The organism is Stenotrophomonas sp. 3diitr2024, from assembly GCF_042136455.1.
Classification (GTDB): Bacteria; Pseudomonadota; Gammaproteobacteria; order Xanthomonadales; family Xanthomonadaceae; genus Stenotrophomonas; species Stenotrophomonas sepilia.
In genome coordinates, this window is the sequence record NZ_JBHHMJ010000039.1 from 1 (window position 1) to 21,285 (window position 21,285).

Below are 21,285 nucleotides of genomic sequence, written 5' to 3' on the forward strand. Positions count from 1 at the left end.
GGCCAGAGCCGCTCTGGCTCTGGCCTTTGGTGTTGCTCTGGCTTGAAGCATCTGCGGGTGCAGGGCGCAGCCCTGCCGAGCAACCCTCAGTGCAGCAGGGCAGCCACCGCGTCGCGGAACCCCGCCTGGGCCTGCCCGGACTCGGGCGCATGATGCAGCTGGCGCACCGCCCGTCCCAACCGTGCCGCCCCCACGAAGCCACAGCTGGCCTGCAATCGGTGCAACTGGCTGCGCAACTGGCGCTCGTCGTGCTGGTCGACCGCCTGCTCGACCGCGTCGCGCACGCCCGGCAACTCGGCCAGGAACAGTTCGCGCAGTGCGATCAGGTGGTTGCGCTGGCCATTGAGGGCTGCCAGGGCTGCGGTCTCGTCCCAGTCCTGTACGGCCAGTTCGACCGCGGCCGGGGCCTGTGCCACGAAGATCCCCGCCGGGCTGTTGACCAGCGCTCGGCGCACGGCCTTCAGCAGCTGGTCGCGGCCCAGTGGCTTGACCAGGGTGTCGCTGAAACCAGCTTCGCGCAGGCGGGCGTGAATGGAGGCATCGCCGTCGGCGGTATGTGCCAGCGCCGGCGTGTCGGGATGTGAACGGCGCAACTCACGCAACAGCTGCGCGCCATTGCCGTCCGGCAGGTTGACGTCGATCAGCCACAGGTCATGCGAGCCGGGCTCGGCACTGGCCAGGGCACTGGCCAGTGAATCTGCGGTGTCCACATCCGCCGGTAACGTTTCCAACGCCGCCTTGAAAAAACCGCGGCTGATGATGTCGTCCTCGACAAGCAGGAAGCGGGGCCGTGCGGCCCGCGGGGTCATCTGCATCAGGGCTGCCTCCATGTCAGCTGGCCCAATCATCAAGCACGGCGGCCACGGGCGCAAGCGGGTCCGGGCCCCATCGGTCAGGATCTGCGACAATACGCCCCCATTTTTGCCCGCAGCCTGTTGCCACGTGGCCCGATCCCGCTCCCGCACCGACCGTACCCCGTTCCAGACCGAGATCCTCGACCTCAGCCATGATGGTCGCGGTGTCGCCCGCCGTGAAGGCGAGGGCGGCAAGGTCACCTTCGTCAGCGGCGCCCTGCCCGGTGAGGTGGTGATGGCTGAACAGACTGCCCGCAGCCGCCATTTCGACGAGGCGCGCACGCTGGAGGTGCTGCAGGCCTCGCCGCAGCGGGTGATCCCCAAGTGCCCCCATTTCGGTACCTGCGCCGGCTGCGTGCTGCAGCACCTGGACGAAGACCAGCAGATCGTCGCCAAGCAGCGCGTGCTGATGGATAACCTGGAGCGGATTGGCCATGTGAAGCCGGGCACCGTGCTTGCGCCGCTGGTCGGCGAGAGCTGGGGCTACCGCCGCAAGGGCCGCTTCTCGGTGCGCCGGGTCGAGAAGAAGGACAAGACCCTGGTTGGCTTCCGTGAACAGGATCCGCGTTTCGTCGCCGACCTCAGCCAGTGCCTGACCGTGATTCCGGAGATCGGCACCAAGGTCGAGGCGTTGTCCACCTTCATCGAAACGCTCGATGGCAAGCGTGACATCCCTCAGATCGAATTCATCGCCGGTGACCAGGCCGTGGTCCTGACCGTGCGCCACCTGCAGCCACTCAGCGATGCCGACCGCGCGGCCTGGGCCGCCTTCGGTCAGCAGCATGGCTTCGTGATCTACCTGCAGTCCGGTGGCGTGGACACCGTGCAGCCGCTGGACGGGCAGGGCGTGGCGCTGTCGTTCCGGCTGGCGCCGTGGGATGTCGAGCTGACGTTCCGCCCGCTGGATTTCATCCAGGTCAATGCCAAGCTCAACGAGAAGATGATCGCCCACGCCCTGGACCTGCTGCAGCCGGGTGAGGACGAGCGCGTGCTGGACCTGTTCTGCGGCCTGGGCAACTTCACCCTGCCGTTGGCCCGCCGTGTGCGTGAAGTGGTGGGTGTGGAAGGCGATGCCGGCCTCGTCGCGCGTGCGCGTGAGAACGCGGAGCGCAACGGCCTGGCGAACGCGCAGTTCTTCAGCGCCGACCTGACCCAGGACCAGCGCAGCACGGCGTGGATGCGCCAGGGCTTCGACAAGCTGCTGCTGGATCCGCCGCGCTCCGGCGCGATCGAAGTGCTGCAGCAGCTGCCGCTGAAGCAGTTCAAGCGCATCGTCTACGTCAGCTGCCACCCGGGCTCGCTGGCGCGCGATGCCGGCTATCTGGTCAACGAACAGGGCTTCACCCTGGTCAGCGCCGGTGCCATGGACATGTTCCCGCACACCGCGCACGTGGAAAGCATCGCGGTATTCGAAAAGCGCTGAGCAGCTGTCATCACCCGTGGCGCATAATTGCGCCATGGGCATCGAAATCGAACGCAAATTCCTGGTCAGCAGCGATGGCTGGCGCACCGCCGCGCATCGGGTGATCCCGATGGCGCAGGGCTACATCAACGACATGGGCGCGCTCGACCGCGGCACCCAGAACGCCTCGGTGCGCGTACGCATCGAAGGCGACCACGCCGCGCTGAACCTGAAGTCGCGCACCCTCGGCCATACCCGGCAGGAGTTCGACTACCCGATCCCGGTGGAGGACGCGCGCGCACTGCTGGCGCTGTGTGTCGGCGGCCTGATCGACAAGCGCCGCCATCTGGTCGAACACACCGGCCTGACCTGGGAAGTGGACGAATTCCTCGGTGACAACGCCGGTCTGGTGGTGGCCGAAGTCGAACTGGAAAGCGCCGATCAGGCCATCGACCTGCCGGACTGGGTCGGCGCCGAAGTGACCGATGACGCCCGCTACTACAACGTTGCCCTGGCCAGCCGCCCGTATTCACAGTGGTGAACCCCCAAAAAGGGGACGGAGGGGATTAAGTCGTCTTTACCCCGCCTGTGCGGAAAGCGACTTAATCCCCTCCGTCCCCTTTTATCGAGGAAGGCGGTCCCCATGTCGTGGACATGAGAATCGACATCTACTCCGACGTGGTCTGCCCCTGGTGCTGGATCGGCAAGCATCGTTTCCAGCAGGGCGTGCAGTTGCTGGGCGCCAATGCGCCTGAACTCGATATCCACTGGCAGCCGTTCCAGCTGGACCCGGATGCGGACGACACCCCGGTGCCGCTGCGCGAGGCCTATGCGCGCAAGTTCGGGGGCGTCGAGCGCACCGAGCAGATCCTCGGCCAGACCCAGACCACCGCGCGCGCGGAGGGGCTGCCGATGGATTTCAACCAGGGCCAGGTGCGGGTGACCACACTGCCGGCGCATCGGGTGTTGTGGCTGGCCGGCCAGCATGGCGTGCAGGATGCGGTGGGTGAAGCGCTGTTCCGCGCCCACTTCGAACATGGCCAGAACCTGGCCGACAACGCTGTACTGGTGAAGGCCGGCGTGGCGGGCGGCCTGGACGGTGGTGAAATCGCGCAGATGCTGGCCTCCGACCGCGGCCTGGCCGAGGTCGAAGCCAAGCTGGCGCAGGCCCATGCACTGGGCATTTCGTCGGTGCCGACCTTCGTGATCGATGGGAAGTGGGCGATTTCCGGGGCGCAGCCACCCGAGGCGTTCGCCCAGGCCCTGCGGCAGATCGCGGCAGAACAGGGCGCCCCGGCTACCCCGGCTGACGGCGACGAGGCCTGCGGCCCGGACAGCTGCAAGGTCTGACCGGCTCCTCAAAAGGGGACGGAGGGGATTAAGACGTATCCAGCCCCTTGGGGCCGATTGCGCCTTAATCCCCTCCGTCCCCTTTTTCTGACCACTGCGCCTGTCGGCCGGTTCTGCGACAATGCGGCACTGCGCCATGCGGGCGCGCGTTGTGGAGATCGACCATGCTGCTGATCGGCGTTGCCGGCACCGAACTGACCGCCCAGGAACGTGACTGGCTGCAGCACGACGCCGTGGCCGGAGTAGTGCTGTTCAAGCGCAACTTCGCCTCGCGCCAGCAGGTGACCGATCTGAGCGCGGCCATCCGTGCCGCCGCCCCGCGCCCGCAGCTGATCTGCGTGGACCAGGAAGGCGGCCGTGTGCAGCGCTTCCGCGAGGGTTACAGCGATCTTCCGCCGCTGCAGGAGATTGGTGCCCTGTACGCCACCGACCCGCAGCGGGCCCTGGCGCTGGCCGAGCAGCACGCCTGGCTGATGGCCAGTGAAGTCCGCGCCAGCGGCCTGGATCTCAGCTTCGCCCCGGTGGTCGACCTTGGCCGCGGCAACCGCGCCATCGGCAACCGCGCCTTCAGTGAAGACCCGCAGGTCGTGGCCGCGTTCACTGCAGCCTATGTGCGCGGCATGCACGCGGTCGGCATGGCCGCCACGCTCAAGCATTTTCCTGGTCACGGCACCGTGCTGGAAGACACCCACGTCGATACCGCGATCGATCCACGCGCGCTGGACGAACTGCGCGCGCAGGACCTGGTGCCGTTCCAGGCCGGCATCGCCGCCGGTGCCGATGCGGTGATGATGGCGCACGTGATCTATCCGCAGGTGGCAGCGGAGCCCGCCGGCTATTCCCCACGCTGGATCCAGGACGTCCTGCGCGGCGAACTCGGCTTCCGCGGCGTGGTGTTCTCCGATGACATCGGCATGGCCGCCTCGCACAGCGCCGGCGGCGTGCCGGCACGCGTGCACGCGCACCTGGACGCCGGTTGCGACGTGGTGCTGGTCTGCCATCCGGAACTGGTCGATGAAGCCCTGCATGCGGTGCAGGGACGCTCCCTCAATACTGCTGCGCTGCTGGGCCTGCTTGGCCGCGGCGCGCTCGGCTGGGACGGCCTGCTGGCCGATGCCCGCCATGGCGACACCCAATCCCGTCTGCTTGAAACCCTTGGAAGAACCGTCTGATGCCCAACCTCACCATTTCCCAGGCCCTGGCCCAGGCTGACCTGCTGGTCGACCGCCCCACCATCGACAAGGCCATCGCTGCAATCGCCGACGCCATCGCGCGCGATTACAAGGGCGAGGTGCCGTTGTTCCTGTCGATCATGCATGGTGCGCTGCCGTTCGCCGGCCAGCTGGCGCTGGAACTGGGCGCGCGCGGCCAGGACGTGCAGTTCGATTACCTGCACGCCACCCGCTACCGCGGCGAAACCACCGGCGGTGACCTGGTCTGGAAGCACAAGCCGGCCACCTCGCTGTTCGGCCGCCGCGTGCTGCTGGTCGACGATATCCTCGACGAGGGCTACACCCTGCAGGGCGTTCGCACCTGGTGCCTGGAACAGGGCGCGACCGATGTGCGCATCGCTGCGATGACCGTGAAGAAGCACGACCGTGCGCTGCCCGATGTGACCGCCGATTACGCGGGCATCGAGCTGCCGGACCGCTACGTGTTCGGCTTCGGCATGGACGTCAACGAGACCCTGCGCTGCGTGCCGGCCATCTACGCAATGAAGGAATAACGGCGCGGCCGCCCGCGGCGCGTCTTTTCCATCGCCGGCATCCTCGGGTGCCGGCGTTCGTCTTTTCATGGAGTGCTTCTAATGCAACAGATCGCCCTGGCCGTGATCGGCGGTACCGGTGTCTACAACCTGGCCAAGCTTGACGACGTGCAGACCCACGAGGTCGACACCCGCTTCGGCCGCCCATCGGGCCCGGTGCGCGTGGGCACGCTGCTCGGCCATCGCGTGGCGTTCCTGGCGCGGCATGGCGAGGGGCATTCGCTGCCGCCGCACAAGATCAACTACCGCGCCAACCTGGCTGCGCTGCAGCAGCTGGGCGCGCAGCGGGTGCTGGCATTGAACACGGTGGGGGGCATCACCGAGAACTTCGGTCCGCGCGTGCTCGCCTGCCCGGACCAGATCATCGACTACACCTGGGGCCGCATCAGCACGATCTGTGAAGAAGAAGGCTCCGACGTGGTCCACGTCGATTTCGGCCATCCGTACACGCCGATGCTGCGCAGCAAGATCCTGGCGGCAGCCAAAGTGACCGGTGTCACGGTCCATGACGGTGGCTGCTATGGCGCAACGCAGGGCCCGCGCCTGGAAACCATCGCCGAAATCGCCCGCATGCGCCGCGACGGTTGCGATCTGGTGGGCATGACCGGCATGCCGGAAGCCGCACTGGCGCGGGAGCTGGGGCTGGATTATGCCTGCCTGGCGATCATCGCCAACTGGGCCGCCGGCTGCGGTGATGGCGAGGAGATTACGATGGCCGAAGTGCTGGCCAATGTGCAGGCGGCCAGCAACGGACTTCCGGAACTGGTGGGCGAATTGGCGCGGGGGTGATTGTCTTCCCTGAGCAAGCTTTGCATACTCAGCTTGTGCGCGGGTTCAGCGTACACCACCCATTCATTGCATAAGGTCTCGCATCACCATGCCGAACGGTACCGTCAAGTGGTTCAACGACGCCAAGGGATTTGGCTTCATCTCGCCGGAGGATGGCAGCGCCGACGTGTTCGCGCACTTCTCCGCCATCAACTCCAAGGGCTTCCGCAGCCTGCAGGAAGGCCAGCGTGTCACCTATGACGTGACCCAGGGCCCGAAGGGCGCCCAGGCTTCGAACATCACGCCGGCCGAGTGATCCACTCGACAGTGCGTTGAAAACCCCGCTCCGGCGGGGTTTTTTTTTGCGCTGCGACAAGAATTGCGCTGCCGTGGGCGGAGGCCCCGCTGGGCATCCGGATTTGCGCTCGGGCACAATGCGCCCATGAAGGAACGACTGCGCATCGCCGTGATCGGCTACGGCACCGCTGGACAGGCATTGTCCATCCTGCTCTCCCGTGATGGCCACGAGGTGGAGATCTTCGAACGTGTGCCCACGCCGGGACCGGTTGGCGCCGGTTTCCTGCTGCAGCCCAGCGGCCTGCAGGTGCTGTGGCAGATGGGCCTGCTTGACGACGTGCGCGCGCATGCCGCGCCGGTGCATCGCCTGTATGGCGATACGCCGTGCGAACGCGCAGTGATGGACATGCGCTACGCCGGCCTGGACGCGCGCCTGCACGGCCTTGGCATGCAGCGCGGCGCCCTGTTCTCGTTGCTGGATGATGCGCGTGCTGGTGCGGGCCAGCTGCATGCCGGCGTCAGCATCGCTGCAGTGGATGCCGAGCAGGGCCGCCTGCGTGACAGCGAAGGGCGCCTGCACGGTGCGTTCGACCTCGTGGTGGCCGCCGATGGTGCGGCCTCGACGCTGCGCGGCACGATCAAAGACGGTAACGGACTGGATCGCGTGTATCCGTGGGGTGCGCTGTGGTGCCTGTTGCCAGCCGAAGACTGGCCACACCTGCAGGAGCTGCGGCAGCGCTACGTGGCCGCACGCAAGATGATCGGGCTGTTGCCGGTCGGTACGCGGCCCGGTGATGACACGCCGCGCCTGAGCTTTTTCTGGAGCCTGCCACGCGACGATTTCGAACGTTGGCAGGCCGACGGCATGACGCCCTGGCTGGACGAACTGCATGCGCTGTGGCCGCAGGCCAGTGCACGCTTCGCGCATCTGCGTGACGCCGGCCAGCTGGCACGGGCCGTCTACCGCGACGCGGTGATGACGCGCTGGTATCACGGCCGCATGGTGCTGGCCGGCGATGCCGCGCATGCGATGAGCCCACAGCTGGGCCAGGGCGTGAACATGGCGCTGCTCGATGCGCTGGCGCTGCGCGATGCCTTGCGCGCGCATGGTGGCGGTGCCGCGGCATTGCAGGCCTACCAGGCGCAGCGCAGGGCGCACGTTGCGGTCTACCAGCGCTGGAGCCGTTGGCTGACGCCGCTGTTCCAGTCTGATCGCGATGCCTGGGCCAAAGCGCGCGACGTGCTGCTCGGCCCGATGGGGCGCCTGCCGGGTGGGCGTGGTCACATGCTGCGTGTGCTCAGCGGTACCCAGCATGGCTGGTTCGGTTCGCTCGCGCTGGATCCGGCTTTCGTCGACGCGCTGGCCACTGCGGCGCAGGTGCCTCGCATCAACGCGATCACGGCCACTGCGTGAAACGCGTCGTCACGTGAATTAACGGTTGCCTCACTGCGCATATGCGAGAAGTAGGTTGCACGCGATTGCGCGTCGCCCGTTTTCCTTTCCGTGATCAACATCGCGCGTGGCCCGGGAGGCGCTGCTGTCGCCGCCTGTTGCGGCCCGGATGTGCCGCCTGTTGTCGAAGAGGAGGATGCCATGTTGTTCGCGGTCGAGGAGCTGGAATCGGAAATCTGCAAGCTGCGCGGTCTGTTGCAGATGCTGCACGAGGACCAGCCCGACGTACTGGAGGACGTGTTCGAGTTCCATGTCGGCAGCCTGATCAGTCATGCGTCGCCGGAGCACCACACGCGCATCCGCACCTGCGCGCAGGAGATGCTGGCGGCGATCCAGGCCCTGCCGCGGCGACGGGAAGAGGACACGCCTGAGTTCCAGCTGATGCCGCAGCTGGATATCCGTCCGGCCTGATTCAAGCCAGGGGCAGCACCACCAGGCCGTTGTCCACGCAGGCGACCATCTGCTCGCCGGCAGCGGGAACAGGAACGATTCCGGCGGTGAACGCGGAGAAGGCCGGCAGAAGCGTCATCCTGTCACGCAGCCAGAATGCGGGGAAGCGCCGCCGCAACGCAGGCAAAGCGATCTGTGGATGCAGATGCCCGGCGATCACATGCAGCTCCGCATCGGGCACCGGCTCATGCCGAAGCAGGAACGGTGGCAACCGTACCTCGTCGTGTATCTGCACCTGCAGCTCGGCATGCGGCAGCTGCTGGTCATGATTTCCGCGCAGGACATGCACGTCCAGTGCGGCATTGCGTTCGCGCCATGCCAACCATTGCTGGTACCACGCAGCGCGATGCGCCGGGCCATGCAGGATGTCGCCCAGGATCCACAGCTCGCGGCAGGCATGCCTGTCCAGCAGCCCCTGCAGGCGTTGCAGGTCCTTGCCGGTACCGCCGCTGGGCAGCGCGATGCCTGCGCGGCGGAATACATCGGCCTTGCCCAGGTGCAGGTCGGCGAGCAGCAGTGCCTGCCGCGCGGGCCAGTAGAGTGCACGCGCGCCAAGCAGAACCAGCGACTCGCCTGCGCGCGGCAGTGGCAGTTCATCGGCCATGCCGACGCTCCAGCTGCTGGGCCGCGCGTTGTACCCGGGTACGCCAGTCTTCGTTGCTGAACTGCCCGCGCAGGCGTTCGGCCCACAGCGGGAAACCCAACGGCGTGAGTGACGCCGGGCGCTGCACCGAGAGGGTCTGCATCCGAATCCTGGCCAGTACCTGTTGCAGCCCCGGCATGTCGAGGCTGTCATTCAGCACTTCCTGTTCCGCCAGCGCCAGCAGCAGGTGATCCGGGTCGTGCTCGCGCAGTACGTCGTAGAGCAGTCCCGCGGATGCCTGCAGCTGGCGCAGTGCCCGTGGCATGCCACCGGGCAGGCTGGGGACCAGCAGGCCGGCGACGCGTGCGATGCCGCGGAACTGGCGACGCGCCAGCTCGCCCAGGTTCACTGCAGCACGCAGATCATCCAGCAGCTGATCGGTGGAGAACAGCGCCCGCCATTGCGCCGCATCCAGATCGATGGCCTGTGCCGGTGCCAGCACCAGGCCGTGATCGTTCACCGCATAGCCGATGCTGTTGCGCTGCCGGCGGGTACAGCGCAGCGCCAGCAGGGCGGCCAGCGCCTCATGCACGTGGCGGCCGGCAAAGGGATAGACGAACAGGAACTGGCCTTCGCGACGACGCACATCCTCCACCAGCAGATGGGCTGGGCCGGGAAGCGCCGACAACCGCTGCTGCAGTGCCAGCAGGGGTGACAGCCAGCGTGACTCGGCGCTGTCGTCAGCACCGGACAGTACCCACTCCAGCTCGCGGCCCAGCGGCATCGACAGCGGCAACTGGCCGCCCTGCCAGCGCGGCACGATCCCCTCACCGCGTCCTCGTGCCAACCGGACGAAGGCAGTCATGTCGCGCAGCTGCACCAGCTCCAGCAGGCGCCCGGCGAACTGGAAGCGGTCGCCACGGCGCAGGCGGCTGGCGAACTGTTCCTCCACGGCGCCCAGGCTGCCGCCGCGCAGGAACTGCACGCGCACGCTGCCATCGCTGCTGATGGTGCCGATCGACAGCCGATGACGCAGTGCCTGGCGACGGTCGTGCATGCGGTACCACCCATCGGCATCACGCACGACCTTGTGGAAATCGGGGTACTGGGCCAGCGCTTGGCCACCCTGCACGACGAATGTGAGCACGGCCTGCCACTGGTCGTCGCCGAGCGACGCGAAGGCATGGGTACGCCGCACCTGCGCCAGCAGGTCGGCGCTGTCGAAGCCGCCCGCCAGGGCGCGGCTGACCGCATGCTGGGCCAGCACATCCAGCGGCAGCGTCGGCGGCCTGCGCGCTTCGACCACGTTCCCGGCCAACGCACGGCGCACGGCGGCGTACTCGGCCAGTTCCAGCGCATGGCTGGGCACGCACAGGATGGAACCGCTGGCACCCGGGCGGTGCCGTGCGCGTCCGGCGCGCTGGCGCAGGCGCGCCACGCCCTTCGGGCTGCCCAGCTGCAGTACCTGCTCAACCTCGGGGAAGTCGACGCCGAGGTCGAGGCTGGAGGTGGCAACCACGCAGCGCAGCGCGCCCGCGCGCAGGCCATCCTCCACCTGCTGGCGCAGCACCGGGTCCAGCGAGCCGTGGTGCAGCGCAAGCGTGTCCGGTTCTTCCGGCCAGACTGCGGCCAGCGCCTGATGCCACAATTCAGCTTGCGCGCGCGTATTGGTGAACAGCAGGCTGCTGCGTGCCTGCATCAGTGCATCCAGCACGCGTGGCAGCTGCGCCAGGCCCAGATGCCCGGCCCAGGGGAAATGTTCGCCAGGGTCCGGCAGCACGCTGCGCACGCTCAGTGGGCGCGGCCGTACGCCCTGCACGATCGGTGCTTCCGGTCGCCCGGGCAGCAGCACGTCGCGCGCCTCGTGCAGATTGCCCAGGGTGGCTGACAGTCCCCACAGCTGCGATGCAGGCGCGGCCTGGCGCAACACTGCCAGGTTCAACTGCAGCAGCACACCGCGCTTGTTGCCCAGCAGTTCGTGCCATTCGTCCACCACCATGCAGCGCAGCCGCTGCATGCGCGGCAGCGTATCCGGATAGCTCAGCAGCAGCGCCAGTGATTCCGGCGTGGTCACCAGTACGTCGATGCGGCCCTCGCGCGCCTGGCGCCGCTCGCGGTTGCTGGCGTCACCACTGCGCAGGCCGACACGCCAACCCAGCCCCAGCCCATCGACCACGGTCTGCAGCGCGCGCGCGGTGTCGCTGGCCAACGCGCGCAAGGGGGTCACCCACAGCACCTGCAGCGGGCGGACCGCGCTGGCGCCGCGGGGGGAGGGTGGCGGGTCGATCATGGCCTGCAGCAGCGGCCCGCCGAACATCGCCAGTGTCTTGCCGCTGCCTGTGGGTGTATGCAGCAGCCCGGATTCGCCGGCGAGATAGTGACGCCACATCGCGCGCTGGAACGGCAGTGAGCGCCAGCCTCTGGACGCGAACCAGTCTTCCAGCCGGCGCAGTGCCTGGCTGCGGTTCATCGTGCCAATGCCTGCAGCGTGGCCAGCTGATCGGCTTCGCTGGCGGGCTTGTCGTGGCGCCAGCGCAGGATGCGCGGAAAACGCACGGCGATGCCCGACTTGTGCCGGCTGCTGCGGTTGACCGCCTCGAAGCCCAGCTCGAAGACGTGTTCGGCGCGAACGCTGCGCACCGGGCCGAAGCGCTCGCGGGTGTTGGCGCGGATCCAGCGATCAAGCGCGAGGATTTCCTTGTCATCCAGGCCCGAATAGGCCTTGGCCACCGGCACCAGCGTGTCGCCGTCCCAGACGCCGAAGGTGTAGTCGGTGTACAGCGTGCTGCGCCGCCCATGGCCGGCCTGCGCGTACAGGAGCACCGCATCGATGGTGAGCGGATCGACCTTCCATTTCCACCAGTCACCGCGGCGGCGTCCGGCCTGGTAGGGCGAGGCATGCCGTTTCAGCATCAGTCCTTCCACGCCGCGTTCGCGTGCCACGTCGCGCATTGCCGCCGCCTGGAGCCAGTCGTCGGCGTCAACGCCCGGTGAGAGCTGGATCCGTGCATCGTTCAGTGCACCGACGACCTCGGCGAGACGCGCGCGCCGCTGCTGCAGCGGACGTTCGCGCAGGTCTACGCCATCGAGTTCAAGCAGGTCATAGGCGAGCACCCGCACCGGCGTGTTGCGCAGGGTGGCCGCACCGGGTTTTCGGCGCTGGATGCGCGTCTGCAGCGCAGTGAAGGCACGCGGCAGGTCCGCGGCTTCGTCCCAGGCCAGCAGCTCGCCGTCCAGCACGCAGCCATCGGGAAGCGCCATCGCTGCCTGTTCGATCTCGGGGAAGCGGCCATCCAGCCGCTCTTCGCCGCGTGACCACAAGGCGACCTCGCCGCGCCGGCGCAGCAGCTGCAGGCGGATGCCATCCCACTTCCATTCCAGCAGCCAGTCATCGATCGGGCCGAGTCGTTCGGCAGGGGATCCCTCCAGTGGCGAGGCCAGGAAGAACGGATAGGGCTGCTGCCGGTCCAGCGGCAGCTCATCCGGCGACAGCAGCTGGGTCAGCAGCCCGGGCGAGGGCACCCACTCGCCCAGCATGCGCTGGGCGATGCGTGCGATGTCCAGGCCGGACCACTCGGCCAGCGCCTGCTGCACCAGTCGCTGCGACACGCCAACGCGCAGGGCGCCGGTCAGCAGCTTGTTGAATATCAGGCGTTCGCCGCTGCACAGTTGCTGCCAGCCGGCGACGATCGCCGCGCGACGCACCGCCTCGGGTTGGTTGGCGACCGCCAGCAGGTGCTGTTCGATCCATTCGGCCAGGGGCCGGTCAGGCGAAGGGTGTGGTGGGTCGTCCAACAGCAGGGTCAGCGTTTCGGCCAGGTCACCCACCTGCGCATAGCTGTCTTCCACCAGCCACGGTGGCAACCCTGATTGCTCGGCGATCCACGCGCGCAGTTCGCCACTGGCGGCGATCTTCCTGCGCGCGCCGACCACCTTGCCACCACTGAGCAGGTACAGCGCCCACGCCGCATCGTGTGCGCCTGCCTGGCGGAAGTAGTCGACCAGCGCTGCGCGCTTGTCCAGCGTGGCAGTGCTGCGGTCCAGGCGTTGGTAGAGCGCTGCGAAGGACTTCATTCCTCGCTCCCGAAATCGGTACGGAAGGCTTCGGCAGCCACGCCGCGCTCGCGCAGGAACGGAATCAACGCATCGGTATTGCCATGGGTGGCGATCACCCGCTGCGCGCCGGTCTGTTGGATCGTCTGCAGCAGTGCTGGCCAATCGGCGTGGTCGGAAATGACGAAGCCTCGATCGACGTTGCGGCGGCGACGGTTGCCGCGCAGTTGCATCCAGCCCGAGGCGAAGCCCAGCTGGTGACGGCCGAAGCGGCGCATCCAGGGCGTGCCCGCAGCCGAGGGCGGGGCCAGGATCAACTGGCCGCCGGCATCGGGCTGGCGGCCCTGTTCGGCCACGGTGAGCGTCTCCAGCATCGGTACGCCGGCCTGCCGGTACACCGCCACGCCATTGGCGATGGCGCCATGCAGCCAGGCCGGCCGATCGTCCAGTGGCCGCAGCTCTGCCAGCACCCGCTGTGCCTTGCCCAGCGCATAGCACAGCAGGATCGCAGCCTCGCCGCGTTGTTCGCATTCGCGGCGCCACGCCACGATTTCGGCAGCGACGGCCGAAGTGTCCGGCCAGCGGTAGATCGGCAGGGCGAAGGTGGCTTCGGTGATGAAGGTATCGCAGGGCACCACTTCGAACGGCGCACAGGTTGGGTCAGGCTGCCGCTTGTAGTCGCCGGAGGCGACCCAGACCTGCCGCCCGTCGTCGATGCGCACCTGCGAAGATCCCAGGACGTGACCGGCTGGATGCAGCGATACCTGTACCCGGCCCAGGCGGAACGGCACGCCCTCGACGTGCGCCTGCACCGGAACATCGCCCAGGCGCCAGCGCAGGATCGGCAGGCTGCCTTCGCTGCAGTGGTACTCGCCCATGCCCGGGCGGGCGTGATCCCCGTGGCCATGCGTGATGACCGCGCGCGCTACCGGTCGCCAGGGATCAATGTGGAAATCGCCGGCGGCGCAGTACAGCCCTTCCGGGCGCAGCACCACCAGATCGTCGTTGGCTGCCATGCGATCACTGTGGCCTGCTGCTCGTGCAGACGGTGAGAACCGGCCTGAACACGGGCTTGGCAAGTCATGCGGCACAATCGGACCGCATACCTCTTGCCGCCAGGATGGACCGGATGAGTGGACCAAGCTTCAGCAGCGACGCGCCCTACGAAACCCATGTGGTGTTGAACCAGCCGCCACCGTTCGCGGGGCGCCAGTTGTGGACTGACGACGTGGCGCTGATGGAAGCCGTGCAACGCGAAGGCGCTGGCAGCTTCGCGCCACGCCTGGCGGTCTATGGCGCGCTGGCCGGCGACGAGCTGTACCGGCTCGGCTTCGATGCCAACCGCGATCGCCCACGCCTGCGCACGCATGATGCGCAGGGTCATCGCATCGATACGGTGGAGTTCCACCCGGCCTATCACCAGTTGATGGAGACGGCGAAATCGCACGGTGTCGCCGGCTTGTCCTGGCATGAACCGCAACCCGGCGCGCATGTCGCGCGTGCGGTGTTGAGCTACCTGCACCACCAGGCCGAGGCCGGCACCAGTTGCCCGTTGACGATGACCCATGCAGCAGTAGCGGTGCTGCACACGCAGCCGCATCTGGCCGAGTGGGCACGCAAGGCCGCAGCGCCGGTCTATGACGCGCGCGACGTGCCGGTGGCTGACAAGGCCGGCATCACCCTGGGCATGGGCATGACCGAGAAGCAGGGCGGCTCGGATGTGCGCTCCAACAGTACGCGCGCCGAACCGATCGATGGTGAGCGCTATCGCCTTGTCGGCCACAAGTGGTTCTTTTCCGCACCGATGTGCGATGGCTTCCTGGTGCTGGCGCAGGCGCCGGGAGGACTGACCTGCCTGCTGATGCCGCGCCGGCTGGCCGACGGTGACCGCAACGCATTCCGGTTGATGCGGTTGAAGGACAAGCTTGGCGACTGGGCCAATGCCTCCAGCGAAGTCGAGTTCTGCGGCGCGCAGGCATGGCGGGTGGGCGAGGAGGGGCGTGGCGTGGCCACCATCATCGGCATGGTGATGATGACCCGCCTGGATTGCATGCTGGGCGCAGCGGCGGAAATGCGCATGGCGTTGGCGCAGGCGTTGCACCACGCACGCCATCGCCGCACCTTCGGCAAGCTGCTGGTCGAGCACCCGTTGATGACCAATGTGCTGGCCGACCTGGCACTGGAATCGGAAGCGGCCACGGTACTTTCGATGCGCATCGCACGCGCGGTGGATCGCGCCGCCGTGGATGCCAACGAAGCTGCGCTGGCACGGGTGGGAACGGCGCTGGGCAAGTACTGGCTGTGCAAGCGCGCGCCGGCCTTCGTCAACGAAGCGCAGGAATGCCTCGGCGGCGCAGGCTATGTGGAGGAATCGATGCTGCCGCGGCTGTACCGGCAGGCGCCGTTGAATTCGATCTGGGAAGGCAGTGGCAACATCCAGTGCCTGGACGTACTGCGCGCGCTGGCACGTGAACCGGAGGCACTGGCGGCGCTGCGCGCCGAGCTGGCAGCGGTGGCCGATCGTGATGCGCGCTACGCAGCGGCATTGCAGCGTTGGGCAGCGGCACCGGCACCGGATGAGTCGCAGGCGAGGCTTTTCTGCGAGCGCACTGCGCTGCTGTTGCAGGCAGCGTTGATGTTGCGGGCGGGCAGTCCAATGGCTGAAGCGTTCGTGCGCAGCCGGCTGGAAGGGGAGCATGGGCTGGTGTTCGGGACGCTGCCGGCGGGTGTGGATCTGTCGGCAATGCTGGCGCGCGCGCTGCCTTAGGGGCGGCCAACGGCGATGGCGCTTACGCCCCTGCGCAACCTACCTGCGCGTCCTTGGACACTTTCCGTACGCGTCCAGCACGGAATCAACAGAAAGAGCAGAGAGCGAAAAGCAGAAAAGCCGCGGCAGTGCCGCGGCTTTTCCTGTAGCGCCGAGACGATGCCCGGCTGCCGGTAGGCCTTAGTGCTTGGCTTCTTCCTTGGCGGCGTTGGCCTTGGCGTCATTGGCGACATCACGGGCCTTGTCAGCAACCTTCTGTGCGGCGTCCGCAGTGGCGTCGCTGGCATGTGCAGCGGCGTCGGTGGCCGCAACCTTGGCCTTGTCTGCGGCGTTTGCGGTGGCGTCTGCGGCCTTGTCCAGTGCCTGCTGGGTATCGGCGGCGGCCTGCTCGGAAGCGGCAGCGGTCTTGTCGGCAGCGTTGCGGGTGGCTTCGGCGGCCCTATCCACGGCGTCACGGGCGGCAGCGCCGGCGCTGTCGGCGGCCTGCTGCGCGTCCTGCTTGGCCTGTTCGGCTTCCGGACCCTTGCAGGCGGCCAGGGCCAGCAGCAGGGAGGCGGCCAGCAGCGTGGTGGTGATCGGGCGAATCTTCATGGCGGTCTCCGGTACTGCAATGGATGGGGACGCCAGCCTATTCATGCCGTTGTGAAGACGGGGTCGCGATCCGAGGCGCGCGCAGGCAGCAGGCCAAAGAAAAAGCCGCTGGCGAACCAGCGGCTTTTCCAGAACAGCCTGAAGAAAGAAGTTATTACTTCTTTGCTTCTTCAGCAGCGTCCTTGGCCTGCTCAGCGGTAGCTTCGGCAGCCTTGGCAGCGTCCTTGGCTTCGCCAGCAGCAGCGTCGGTCGCGGCAGCAGCGGTGTTGGCAGCAGCGTCGGTCGCAGCGTCAGCAGCGGTGGCGGCGGTGTTGGCAGCCTGCTGGGCAGCGTCGGCGGTCTGGGCGCCGGCAGCGGCGGCCTGGTCGGCAGCAGCCTGGGCTTCGGTGGCGGCTTCGTTGGCCGAAGCAGCGGCGTCCTGGGCAGCTTCCTGCTTCGAGCAGGCGGCCAGGGCCAGAGCCAGGGACATCGCGACCAGCAGCTTGTTGATGCTCATTGTGTAAATCCTCGTCGTTAGAATTAGGCAACGCGCATGCTGCGCGCCGACAACATGATGACAAGCCAAGATTGGGTGTCAAGCGATCCCGCATTCATTTTTGCGAAATCGTCGTTAAATCTTTTTAAATCAATTCGATGGCGATGGCTGTTGCTTCACCACCACCGATGCACAGGGTGGCAATGCCGCGCTTGCCACCGCGCGTGCGCAGGGCGTTGACCAAGGTCACCACCAGGCGTGCACCGGAGGCACCGATGGGATGGCCCAGTGCGCAGGCCCCGCCATTCACGTTGAGCTTGTCGTGCGGGATGCCCAGTTCACGCATCGGTGCCATCGCCACCACGGCGAAGGCCTCATTGATTTCGAACAGGTCGATCTGGTCCAGCGACCATCCGGTCTTGGCCAGCAGTGTGTGGATCGCGCCGATCGGGGCGGTGGTGAACCATTCCGGTTCCTGCGAATGGGTGGCGTGGCCGACGATGCGCGCCAGCGGGGTAATGCCACGTGCGTTGGCGTCTTCCTCGGTCAGCAGGACCACCGCAGCGGCGCCGTCGGAGATGCTGGAGGAGCTGGCGGCGGTGACGCTGCCGTCCTTCTTGAAGGCCGGGCGCAGGGTCGGGATCTTGGCGATGTCGGAGCGGCCGGGTTGCTCATCGGTGGCGACCTCGACCTCACCCTTGCGGGTGGCCACCTTCACCGCGACGATCTCATCGGCGAATGCCCCATTGGCCTGTGCGGCCTGTGCGCGCTTGACCGATTCGATCGCGTAGGCGTCCTGTTCCTCGCGGCTGAACTGGTACTTGTCCACGGCGCATTCGGCGAACTCGCCCATGGCCTTGCCGTCGTAGGCGTTGACCAGGCCGTCGTGGGCCATGTGGTCGATCGCCTGGAAGTTGCCGAAGCGGTTGCCCGTGCGCGAGTTGGGCAGCAGGTGCGGGGCGTTGGACATCGATTCCATGCCACCGGCGACCACGATGCTGGCCGAACCGGCCTTGATCAGGTCATGGCCGAGCATGATGGTCTTCATGCCCGAGCCGCACACCTTGTTGAGGGTGGTGGCACCGGTCGACAGCGGAATGCCGGCGGCGATCGCCGCCTGGCGGGCGGGCGCCTGGCCGAGGTTGGCCGGCAGCACGCAGCCCATGAGGACTTCAGAGACGTCGCTGGCCGGCACGCCCGATTGTTCCAGGGCGGCCGCGATGGCGGCCGCGCCGAGGGTCGGGGTCGGCACGCCGTTGAACTGGCCGAGGAAGGAGCCGATGGCGGTGCGCTTGGCGGCGGCGATGACGATGTTGGACATGGCAATCTCGTTGATGCGTAAGCAATGTTCGGAAAGGAGACCGAGGACGTTGGAAGCGCCGCGATTTCCCGGCAGACTGCGTGGGGGTCGACCCAAGTATAGAGGGTCGGGGAGGGCCGCCGCTGGGCGGCACCGCACGCCTGCCGGGATGTAGGCAGGCCAACGTTCATGGGAAGGAATCGATGGAACGCACGATGATGGTGAGGTCGGCGCTGGCGTCGGCGCTGGCGATGGCATTGACGGCATGTGGTGGCGGCGGAGGCGGCGGCAATGTCCGCATCGATCCACCCCCGACCACCCCGACGCCCCCGACCACGCCCCCGCCGACCACACCGCCTCCGGCCAAGCCGCAGGAGCCGGCCTTCGACGCGCACCTGTCCGTGACCAATGCGCGTGCCGCACAGGCCGCCGGCCTGACCGGGCAGGGGGTGCGCATCGGCATCGTCGATTCGGGCGTGCAGCGCAACGCAGTGGCGCTGAACGGGCGCGTGGTCGCCAACCTCAACTACATCGACCCCGCCCGCAACAACCTGCAGGTGGACGACGTGGTGGGCCACGGCACGGCGGTGGCCAGCCTGGCCGCGGGTGCTTCGGTGGGGTCCTGGCCGGGCGGCATCGCCCCCGGCGCACAGATCGTTTCGGCGCGGATCATCGCCGACAAGCCGCCCGTCGATGACGGCAGCGGCAAGGGCAATTCCTTCAGCGGCCCACTGGGCGTGGCGCAGGTCCACCAGGACCTGATCAGCTACAACGTGAAGGTGATGAACAATTCGTGGGGCGGCCTGTACTGGACCGACCTGCCGACCACCGCGCAGGTGGCGGCCGAGTACCGGCCGTTCGTCATCAACCATGGCGGCCTGGTGGTGTTCGCGGCCGGCAACGATGCGCGCCCCGAGCCGAGCAGCCTGGCCGCGCTGCCCAGCCAGCTGGGCGTTGCCGGCTCGCTGCCGGCGGCCGATCTGGAGCGCGGCTGGCTGGTGGCCACTGCGGTGGATCCGTATGCACCGGGTACGCTGGCCAGCTACGCCAATGCCTGCGGCCAAGCCGCGCGCTACTGCCTGGCGGCGCCGGGCAGCGCGGTCTATCCCGATGCCAACGGCGGCAGCTATTACTGGAACTACGGCACGTCCTTCGCCGCCCCGCTGATTTCCGGCGCCGCCGCCCTGGTCTGGCAGCGCTACCCGTACTTCGACAACAACCTGGTGCGGCAGACCCTGCTGGGCACCGCCAAGGACATCGGTGCGCCCGGCGTGGATGCGGTGTTCGGCTACGGCCTGCTCGACATCTCGCGGGCGATCAAGGGGCCGGGGCGCTTCGACTGGGGCGATGTGGTGGCCAATGTCGATGCGCCATCGAGTGGCTCGCTGTGGAGCAATGACATCGTCGGCAGCGGTGGCCTGGTCAAGCAGGGCGGGGGAACCCTGGTGCTGGGGGGCAACAACAGCTACAGCGGTGCCACCCGCATCGAGCGCGGCATCCTGTCACTGCAGAACGGCAGCGTGATCCGCTCCAACGTGACGATCCTGGCGCAGCCCGATCCGGATTCGACCGGCCTGCAGTTCAATGGCGGTACGCCGCGCGTGATCGGCAATGTGGTCAACGGCAGCAGCGTGTTCCTGACCACCGGCAACACCACCGGCACCATCGAGGGCAACTACACCCAGCAGGCCGGCGCGCAGCTGATGATCGCGCTCGGTGCCAATGCGCTGCAGGTCACCGGCAACGCCACGATCAACGGGGGCGTGCGCGTGCACGGCTTCGTCTCCGGCTATGTGCCGCAGAACGGCAGCCGCCAGGACCTGATCCACGCCGCCGCCGGCCTCAGCGGCACCTTCAGCAGCCCTGCCACCTCCAGCGGCCTGCAGGGCCTGTCGCTGCTGCAGAGCAGCTATGGATATGACAGCAACAACGCTTGGTTGAACCTGACCCAGGTCAGCGTCACGGCGGCCGCGACCGGGCTCACGGCCTCGGCGCAGTCGGCTGCGCAACGCGTGGACAGTGCGTTCAGCGTGCTTGATGGCGATACGACGCTGCAGGGCTCGGCCTTCGGTACGGCCGCCGGTGCGCTGCAGTGGACCGGCGGTGGCAGCAAAGGCCTCGAGGCCAGTTTGCAGAGCCTGTCCGGACAGGCGCATGCGCGGGCCGAGTCGGCCACCTTCGACAGCATCGACATGTCACGCCGCGCGATCGCCGAGCGCTTTGATCGCGTGCAGGCGGCGCCGCGCCTGCGCGGGGCCTGGCAGAGCGCGCTCGGCGAAGCCGGGCAGGGCAGTTTCGCCGGCAATGCCGCCGACAGCCGCGGTTGGATGGCCGGCCAGGACCTGCCACTGGGCAGCAATGGGCTGATGGGCGTGGCCTTTGGCGAAACCCGCAGCAATGGTGGCAGCAGCGTCGGTGGTGATCGTGGGCGTGATCGCCAGGCGCAGGCGCAGCTGTATGCCGGCTGGAACCTGGGCCGGGGCTATGCGCTGGCGCAGGTCGGCAGCGGCCAGTTCACCCGGGCGCTGGATCGCCAGTTGCTGCTGGGCGCCGGCGCCTACGGTGTCTCTGCACGTTACGGCGGACGTTTCAGCAGTGCCAGTGTCGAAGGCGGCTATCGTTTCGGCCGCGCGGGTGCGTCGTTCACACCCTACGTGGGCGCCAGCAGCACGCGCGTGGATACCGATGCCTTCAACGAACTGGGCGGGTTCGGCTTCGGCCTGCGTGGCGATGCCAACCGCGTACAGCGCAGCCAGATGCTGGCCGGTATCCGCGGCGAACGTGGCTGGGGGCGCTGGACCCTGCGCGGGCATGCCGAATGGCAGCAGCGGCTCGATGGTGCCGATGCGGACTGGCAGGCCAGTTTCGTCGGCGTTGATGCATGGGCGCCACTTGCGGGCTGGAACGCGCCGCGCGGCAGTGCGCTGTTCGGCGTGGCGCTGGAGTCGTGGTGGGGCCGCAACGGCCGCCTGAGCCTGGGCTTCGACCAGCGCGTCGGCGGTGAAGGCGCGCGCCAGGCGGCGTTGCGCTACAGCACCGGGTTCTGAACGGGCGGTCGCGGTAAGAGCTTCGCGGGGCTTGAACCAGACCACGGCCAGGGCCGGGCGGCCGCTGTGCACGATGATTTCGACCGGGTGCCGGCCCAGCGGGGCGGTGTAGTCGGCCAGCGCAGGCGCC

General features: G+C 67.8%; 19 protein-coding genes. 11 read left to right on the plus strand and 8 right to left on the minus strand.

Features of this window, described 5'->3' with window-relative positions:
* Positions 1-86: 86 nt before the first annotated feature.
* Entirely contained in the window at positions 87-815 is a 729-nt protein-coding gene (locus ABGA94_RS00795) for a response regulator (protein ID WP_005418228.1), read from the minus strand.
* Positions 816-942: 127 nt separating this feature from the next.
* Here ABGA94_RS00795 and rlmD point away from each other — a divergent pair, with 127 nt between their 5' ends.
* From rlmD to ABGA94_RS00840, 9 genes are all read left to right on the plus strand, one after another.
* A complete protein-coding gene (rlmD, locus tag ABGA94_RS00800) occupies positions 943-2,277 on the plus strand; it encodes a 23S rRNA (uracil(1939)-C(5))-methyltransferase RlmD (RefSeq protein WP_375366069.1) in 1,335 nt (444 codons plus the stop codon).
* 34 nt (positions 2,278-2,311) lie between these two features.
* Positions 2,312-2,797, plus strand: a complete 486-nt coding sequence (locus ABGA94_RS00805) for a CYTH domain-containing protein (protein WP_375366070.1) — start codon at positions 2,312-2,314, stop codon at positions 2,795-2,797.
* 113 nt (positions 2,798-2,910) lie between these two features.
* A complete protein-coding gene (locus tag ABGA94_RS00810) occupies positions 2,911-3,606 on the plus strand; it encodes a DsbA family oxidoreductase (protein WP_053500341.1) in 696 nt (231 codons plus the stop codon).
* 164 nt (positions 3,607-3,770) lie between these two features.
* On the plus strand, positions 3,771-4,778 hold the full coding sequence (gene nagZ, locus ABGA94_RS00815; RefSeq protein ID WP_375366072.1) for a beta-N-acetylhexosaminidase: 1,008 nt from the start codon (positions 3,771-3,773) through the stop codon (positions 4,776-4,778).
* The gene (locus ABGA94_RS00820) at positions 4,778-5,332 is read left to right on the plus strand and encodes a hypoxanthine-guanine phosphoribosyltransferase (RefSeq protein WP_005418223.1); all 555 of its coding nucleotides are present in this window, start codon (positions 4,778-4,780) and stop codon (positions 5,330-5,332) included. The genes nagZ and ABGA94_RS00820 overlap by 1 nt, the downstream gene beginning before the upstream one ends.
* An 81-nt stretch (positions 5,333-5,413) precedes the next feature.
* Positions 5,414-6,160, plus strand: coding sequence for an S-methyl-5'-thioinosine phosphorylase (locus ABGA94_RS00825; protein WP_005418222.1), 747 nt, complete (start codon positions 5,414-5,416; stop codon positions 6,158-6,160).
* A gap of 88 nt (positions 6,161-6,248) precedes the next feature.
* Positions 6,249-6,455 carry a cold-shock protein gene (locus tag ABGA94_RS00830; protein WP_005410590.1) on the plus strand — a complete coding sequence of 69 codons (207 nt, stop codon included), beginning with the start codon at positions 6,249-6,251 and terminating at the stop codon, positions 6,453-6,455.
* A 126-nt stretch (positions 6,456-6,581) separates the two neighbouring features.
* Entirely contained in the window at positions 6,582-7,850 is a 1,269-nt protein-coding gene (locus ABGA94_RS00835; RefSeq protein WP_329916173.1) for an NAD(P)/FAD-dependent oxidoreductase, read from the plus strand.
* Between the two features lie 180 nt (positions 7,851-8,030).
* Positions 8,031-8,300, plus strand: coding sequence for a hypothetical protein (locus tag ABGA94_RS00840; RefSeq protein ID WP_053500349.1), 270 nt, complete (start codon positions 8,031-8,033; stop codon positions 8,298-8,300).
* A 1-nt stretch (position 8,301) separates the two neighbouring features.
* On the opposite strand, the gene pdeM is transcribed toward ABGA94_RS00840, so the two are convergent.
* The 4 genes from pdeM to ABGA94_RS00860 are packed head-to-tail and all read right to left on the minus strand — an operon-like array spanning position 8,302 to position 13,991.
* The gene (gene pdeM / locus ABGA94_RS00845) at positions 8,302-8,943 is read right to left on the minus strand and encodes a ligase-associated DNA damage response endonuclease PdeM (protein ID WP_329916172.1); all 642 of its coding nucleotides are present in this window, start codon (positions 8,941-8,943) and stop codon (positions 8,302-8,304) included.
* On the minus strand, positions 8,933-11,392 hold the full coding sequence (locus tag ABGA94_RS00850) for a ligase-associated DNA damage response DEXH box helicase (protein ID WP_375366082.1): 2,460 nt from the start codon (positions 11,390-11,392) through the stop codon (positions 8,933-8,935). Before ABGA94_RS00850 ends, pdeM begins: the two co-directional genes overlap by 11 nt.
* Positions 11,389-12,996 carry an ATP-dependent DNA ligase gene (locus ABGA94_RS00855; RefSeq protein WP_375366084.1) on the minus strand — a complete coding sequence of 536 codons (1,608 nt, stop codon included), beginning with the start codon at positions 12,994-12,996 and terminating at the stop codon, positions 11,389-11,391. Before ABGA94_RS00855 ends, ABGA94_RS00850 begins: the two co-directional genes overlap by 4 nt.
* Positions 12,993-13,991 (minus strand): ligase-associated DNA damage response exonuclease, encoded by a 999-nt coding sequence (locus ABGA94_RS00860; RefSeq protein ID WP_069139982.1) that lies wholly within the window; start codon positions 13,989-13,991, stop codon positions 12,993-12,995. The genes ABGA94_RS00855 and ABGA94_RS00860 overlap by 4 nt, the downstream gene beginning before the upstream one ends.
* Before the next feature lie 113 nt (positions 13,992-14,104).
* Here ABGA94_RS00860 and ABGA94_RS00865 point away from each other — a divergent pair, with 113 nt between their 5' ends.
* Entirely contained in the window at positions 14,105-15,742 is a 1,638-nt protein-coding gene (locus tag ABGA94_RS00865) for an acyl-CoA dehydrogenase family protein (protein ID WP_329916170.1), read from the plus strand.
* 180 nt (positions 15,743-15,922) lie between these two features.
* Here the strand turns inward: ABGA94_RS00865 and ABGA94_RS00870 are convergent, their stop codons facing one another.
* The 3 genes from ABGA94_RS00870 to ABGA94_RS00880 form a co-directional block, all read right to left on the minus strand.
* Positions 15,923-16,333 carry a hypothetical protein gene (locus tag ABGA94_RS00870; protein WP_005418205.1) on the minus strand — a complete coding sequence of 137 codons (411 nt, stop codon included), beginning with the start codon at positions 16,331-16,333 and terminating at the stop codon, positions 15,923-15,925.
* A 154-nt stretch (positions 16,334-16,487) separates the two neighbouring features.
* The gene (locus tag ABGA94_RS00875) at positions 16,488-16,829 is read right to left on the minus strand and encodes a hypothetical protein (RefSeq protein ID WP_005418203.1); all 342 of its coding nucleotides are present in this window, start codon (positions 16,827-16,829) and stop codon (positions 16,488-16,490) included.
* A 124-nt stretch (positions 16,830-16,953) separates the two neighbouring features.
* On the minus strand, positions 16,954-18,129 hold the full coding sequence (locus tag ABGA94_RS00880; RefSeq protein WP_005418201.1) for a thiolase family protein: 1,176 nt from the start codon (positions 18,127-18,129) through the stop codon (positions 16,954-16,956).
* Positions 18,130-18,311: 182 nt separating this feature from the next.
* Between ABGA94_RS00880 and ABGA94_RS00885 the strand changes: the two genes are divergently transcribed.
* A complete protein-coding gene (locus ABGA94_RS00885) occupies positions 18,312-21,155 on the plus strand; it encodes a S8 family serine peptidase (RefSeq protein WP_375366088.1) in 2,844 nt (947 codons plus the stop codon).
* The last annotated feature ends 130 nt before the right edge of the window (positions 21,156-21,285 follow it).

Coding starts and splice junctions, on each gene's coding strand:
- ABGA94_RS00795 (WP_005418228.1), bottom strand. CDS start 815: ATGCAGATGACCCCGCGGGCCGCACGGCCCCGCTTCCTGCTTGTCGAG.
- ABGA94_RS00805 (WP_375366070.1), top strand. CDS start 2,312: ATGGGCATCGAAATCGAACGCAAATTCCTGGTCAGCAGCGATGGCTGG.
- ABGA94_RS00810 (WP_053500341.1), top strand. CDS start 2,911: ATGAGAATCGACATCTACTCCGACGTGGTCTGCCCCTGGTGCTGGATC.
- nagZ (WP_375366072.1), top strand. CDS start 3,771: ATGCTGCTGATCGGCGTTGCCGGCACCGAACTGACCGCCCAGGAACGT.
- ABGA94_RS00820 (WP_005418223.1), top strand. CDS start 4,778: ATGCCCAACCTCACCATTTCCCAGGCCCTGGCCCAGGCTGACCTGCTG.
- ABGA94_RS00825 (WP_005418222.1), top strand. CDS start 5,414: ATGCAACAGATCGCCCTGGCCGTGATCGGCGGTACCGGTGTCTACAAC.
- ABGA94_RS00830 (WP_005410590.1), top strand. CDS start 6,249: ATGCCGAACGGTACCGTCAAGTGGTTCAACGACGCCAAGGGATTTGGC.
- ABGA94_RS00835 (WP_329916173.1), top strand. CDS start 6,582: ATGAAGGAACGACTGCGCATCGCCGTGATCGGCTACGGCACCGCTGGA.
- ABGA94_RS00840 (WP_053500349.1), top strand. CDS start 8,031: ATGTTGTTCGCGGTCGAGGAGCTGGAATCGGAAATCTGCAAGCTGCGC.
- pdeM (WP_329916172.1), bottom strand. CDS start 8,943: ATGGCCGATGAACTGCCACTGCCGCGCGCAGGCGAGTCGCTGGTTCTG.
- ABGA94_RS00850 (WP_375366082.1), bottom strand. CDS start 11,392: ATGAACCGCAGCCAGGCACTGCGCCGGCTGGAAGACTGGTTCGCGTCC.
- ABGA94_RS00855 (WP_375366084.1), bottom strand. CDS start 12,996: ATGAAGTCCTTCGCAGCGCTCTACCAACGCCTGGACCGCAGCACTGCC.
- ABGA94_RS00860 (WP_069139982.1), bottom strand. CDS start 13,991: ATGGCAGCCAACGACGATCTGGTGGTGCTGCGCCCGGAAGGGCTGTAC.
- ABGA94_RS00865 (WP_329916170.1), top strand. CDS start 14,105: ATGAGTGGACCAAGCTTCAGCAGCGACGCGCCCTACGAAACCCATGTG.
- ABGA94_RS00870 (WP_005418205.1), bottom strand. CDS start 16,333: ATGAAGATTCGCCCGATCACCACCACGCTGCTGGCCGCCTCCCTGCTG.
- ABGA94_RS00875 (WP_005418203.1), bottom strand. CDS start 16,829: ATGAGCATCAACAAGCTGCTGGTCGCGATGTCCCTGGCTCTGGCCCTG.
- ABGA94_RS00880 (WP_005418201.1), bottom strand. CDS start 18,129: ATGTCCAACATCGTCATCGCCGCCGCCAAGCGCACCGCCATCGGCTCC.
- ABGA94_RS00885 (WP_375366088.1), top strand. CDS start 18,312: ATGGAACGCACGATGATGGTGAGGTCGGCGCTGGCGTCGGCGCTGGCG.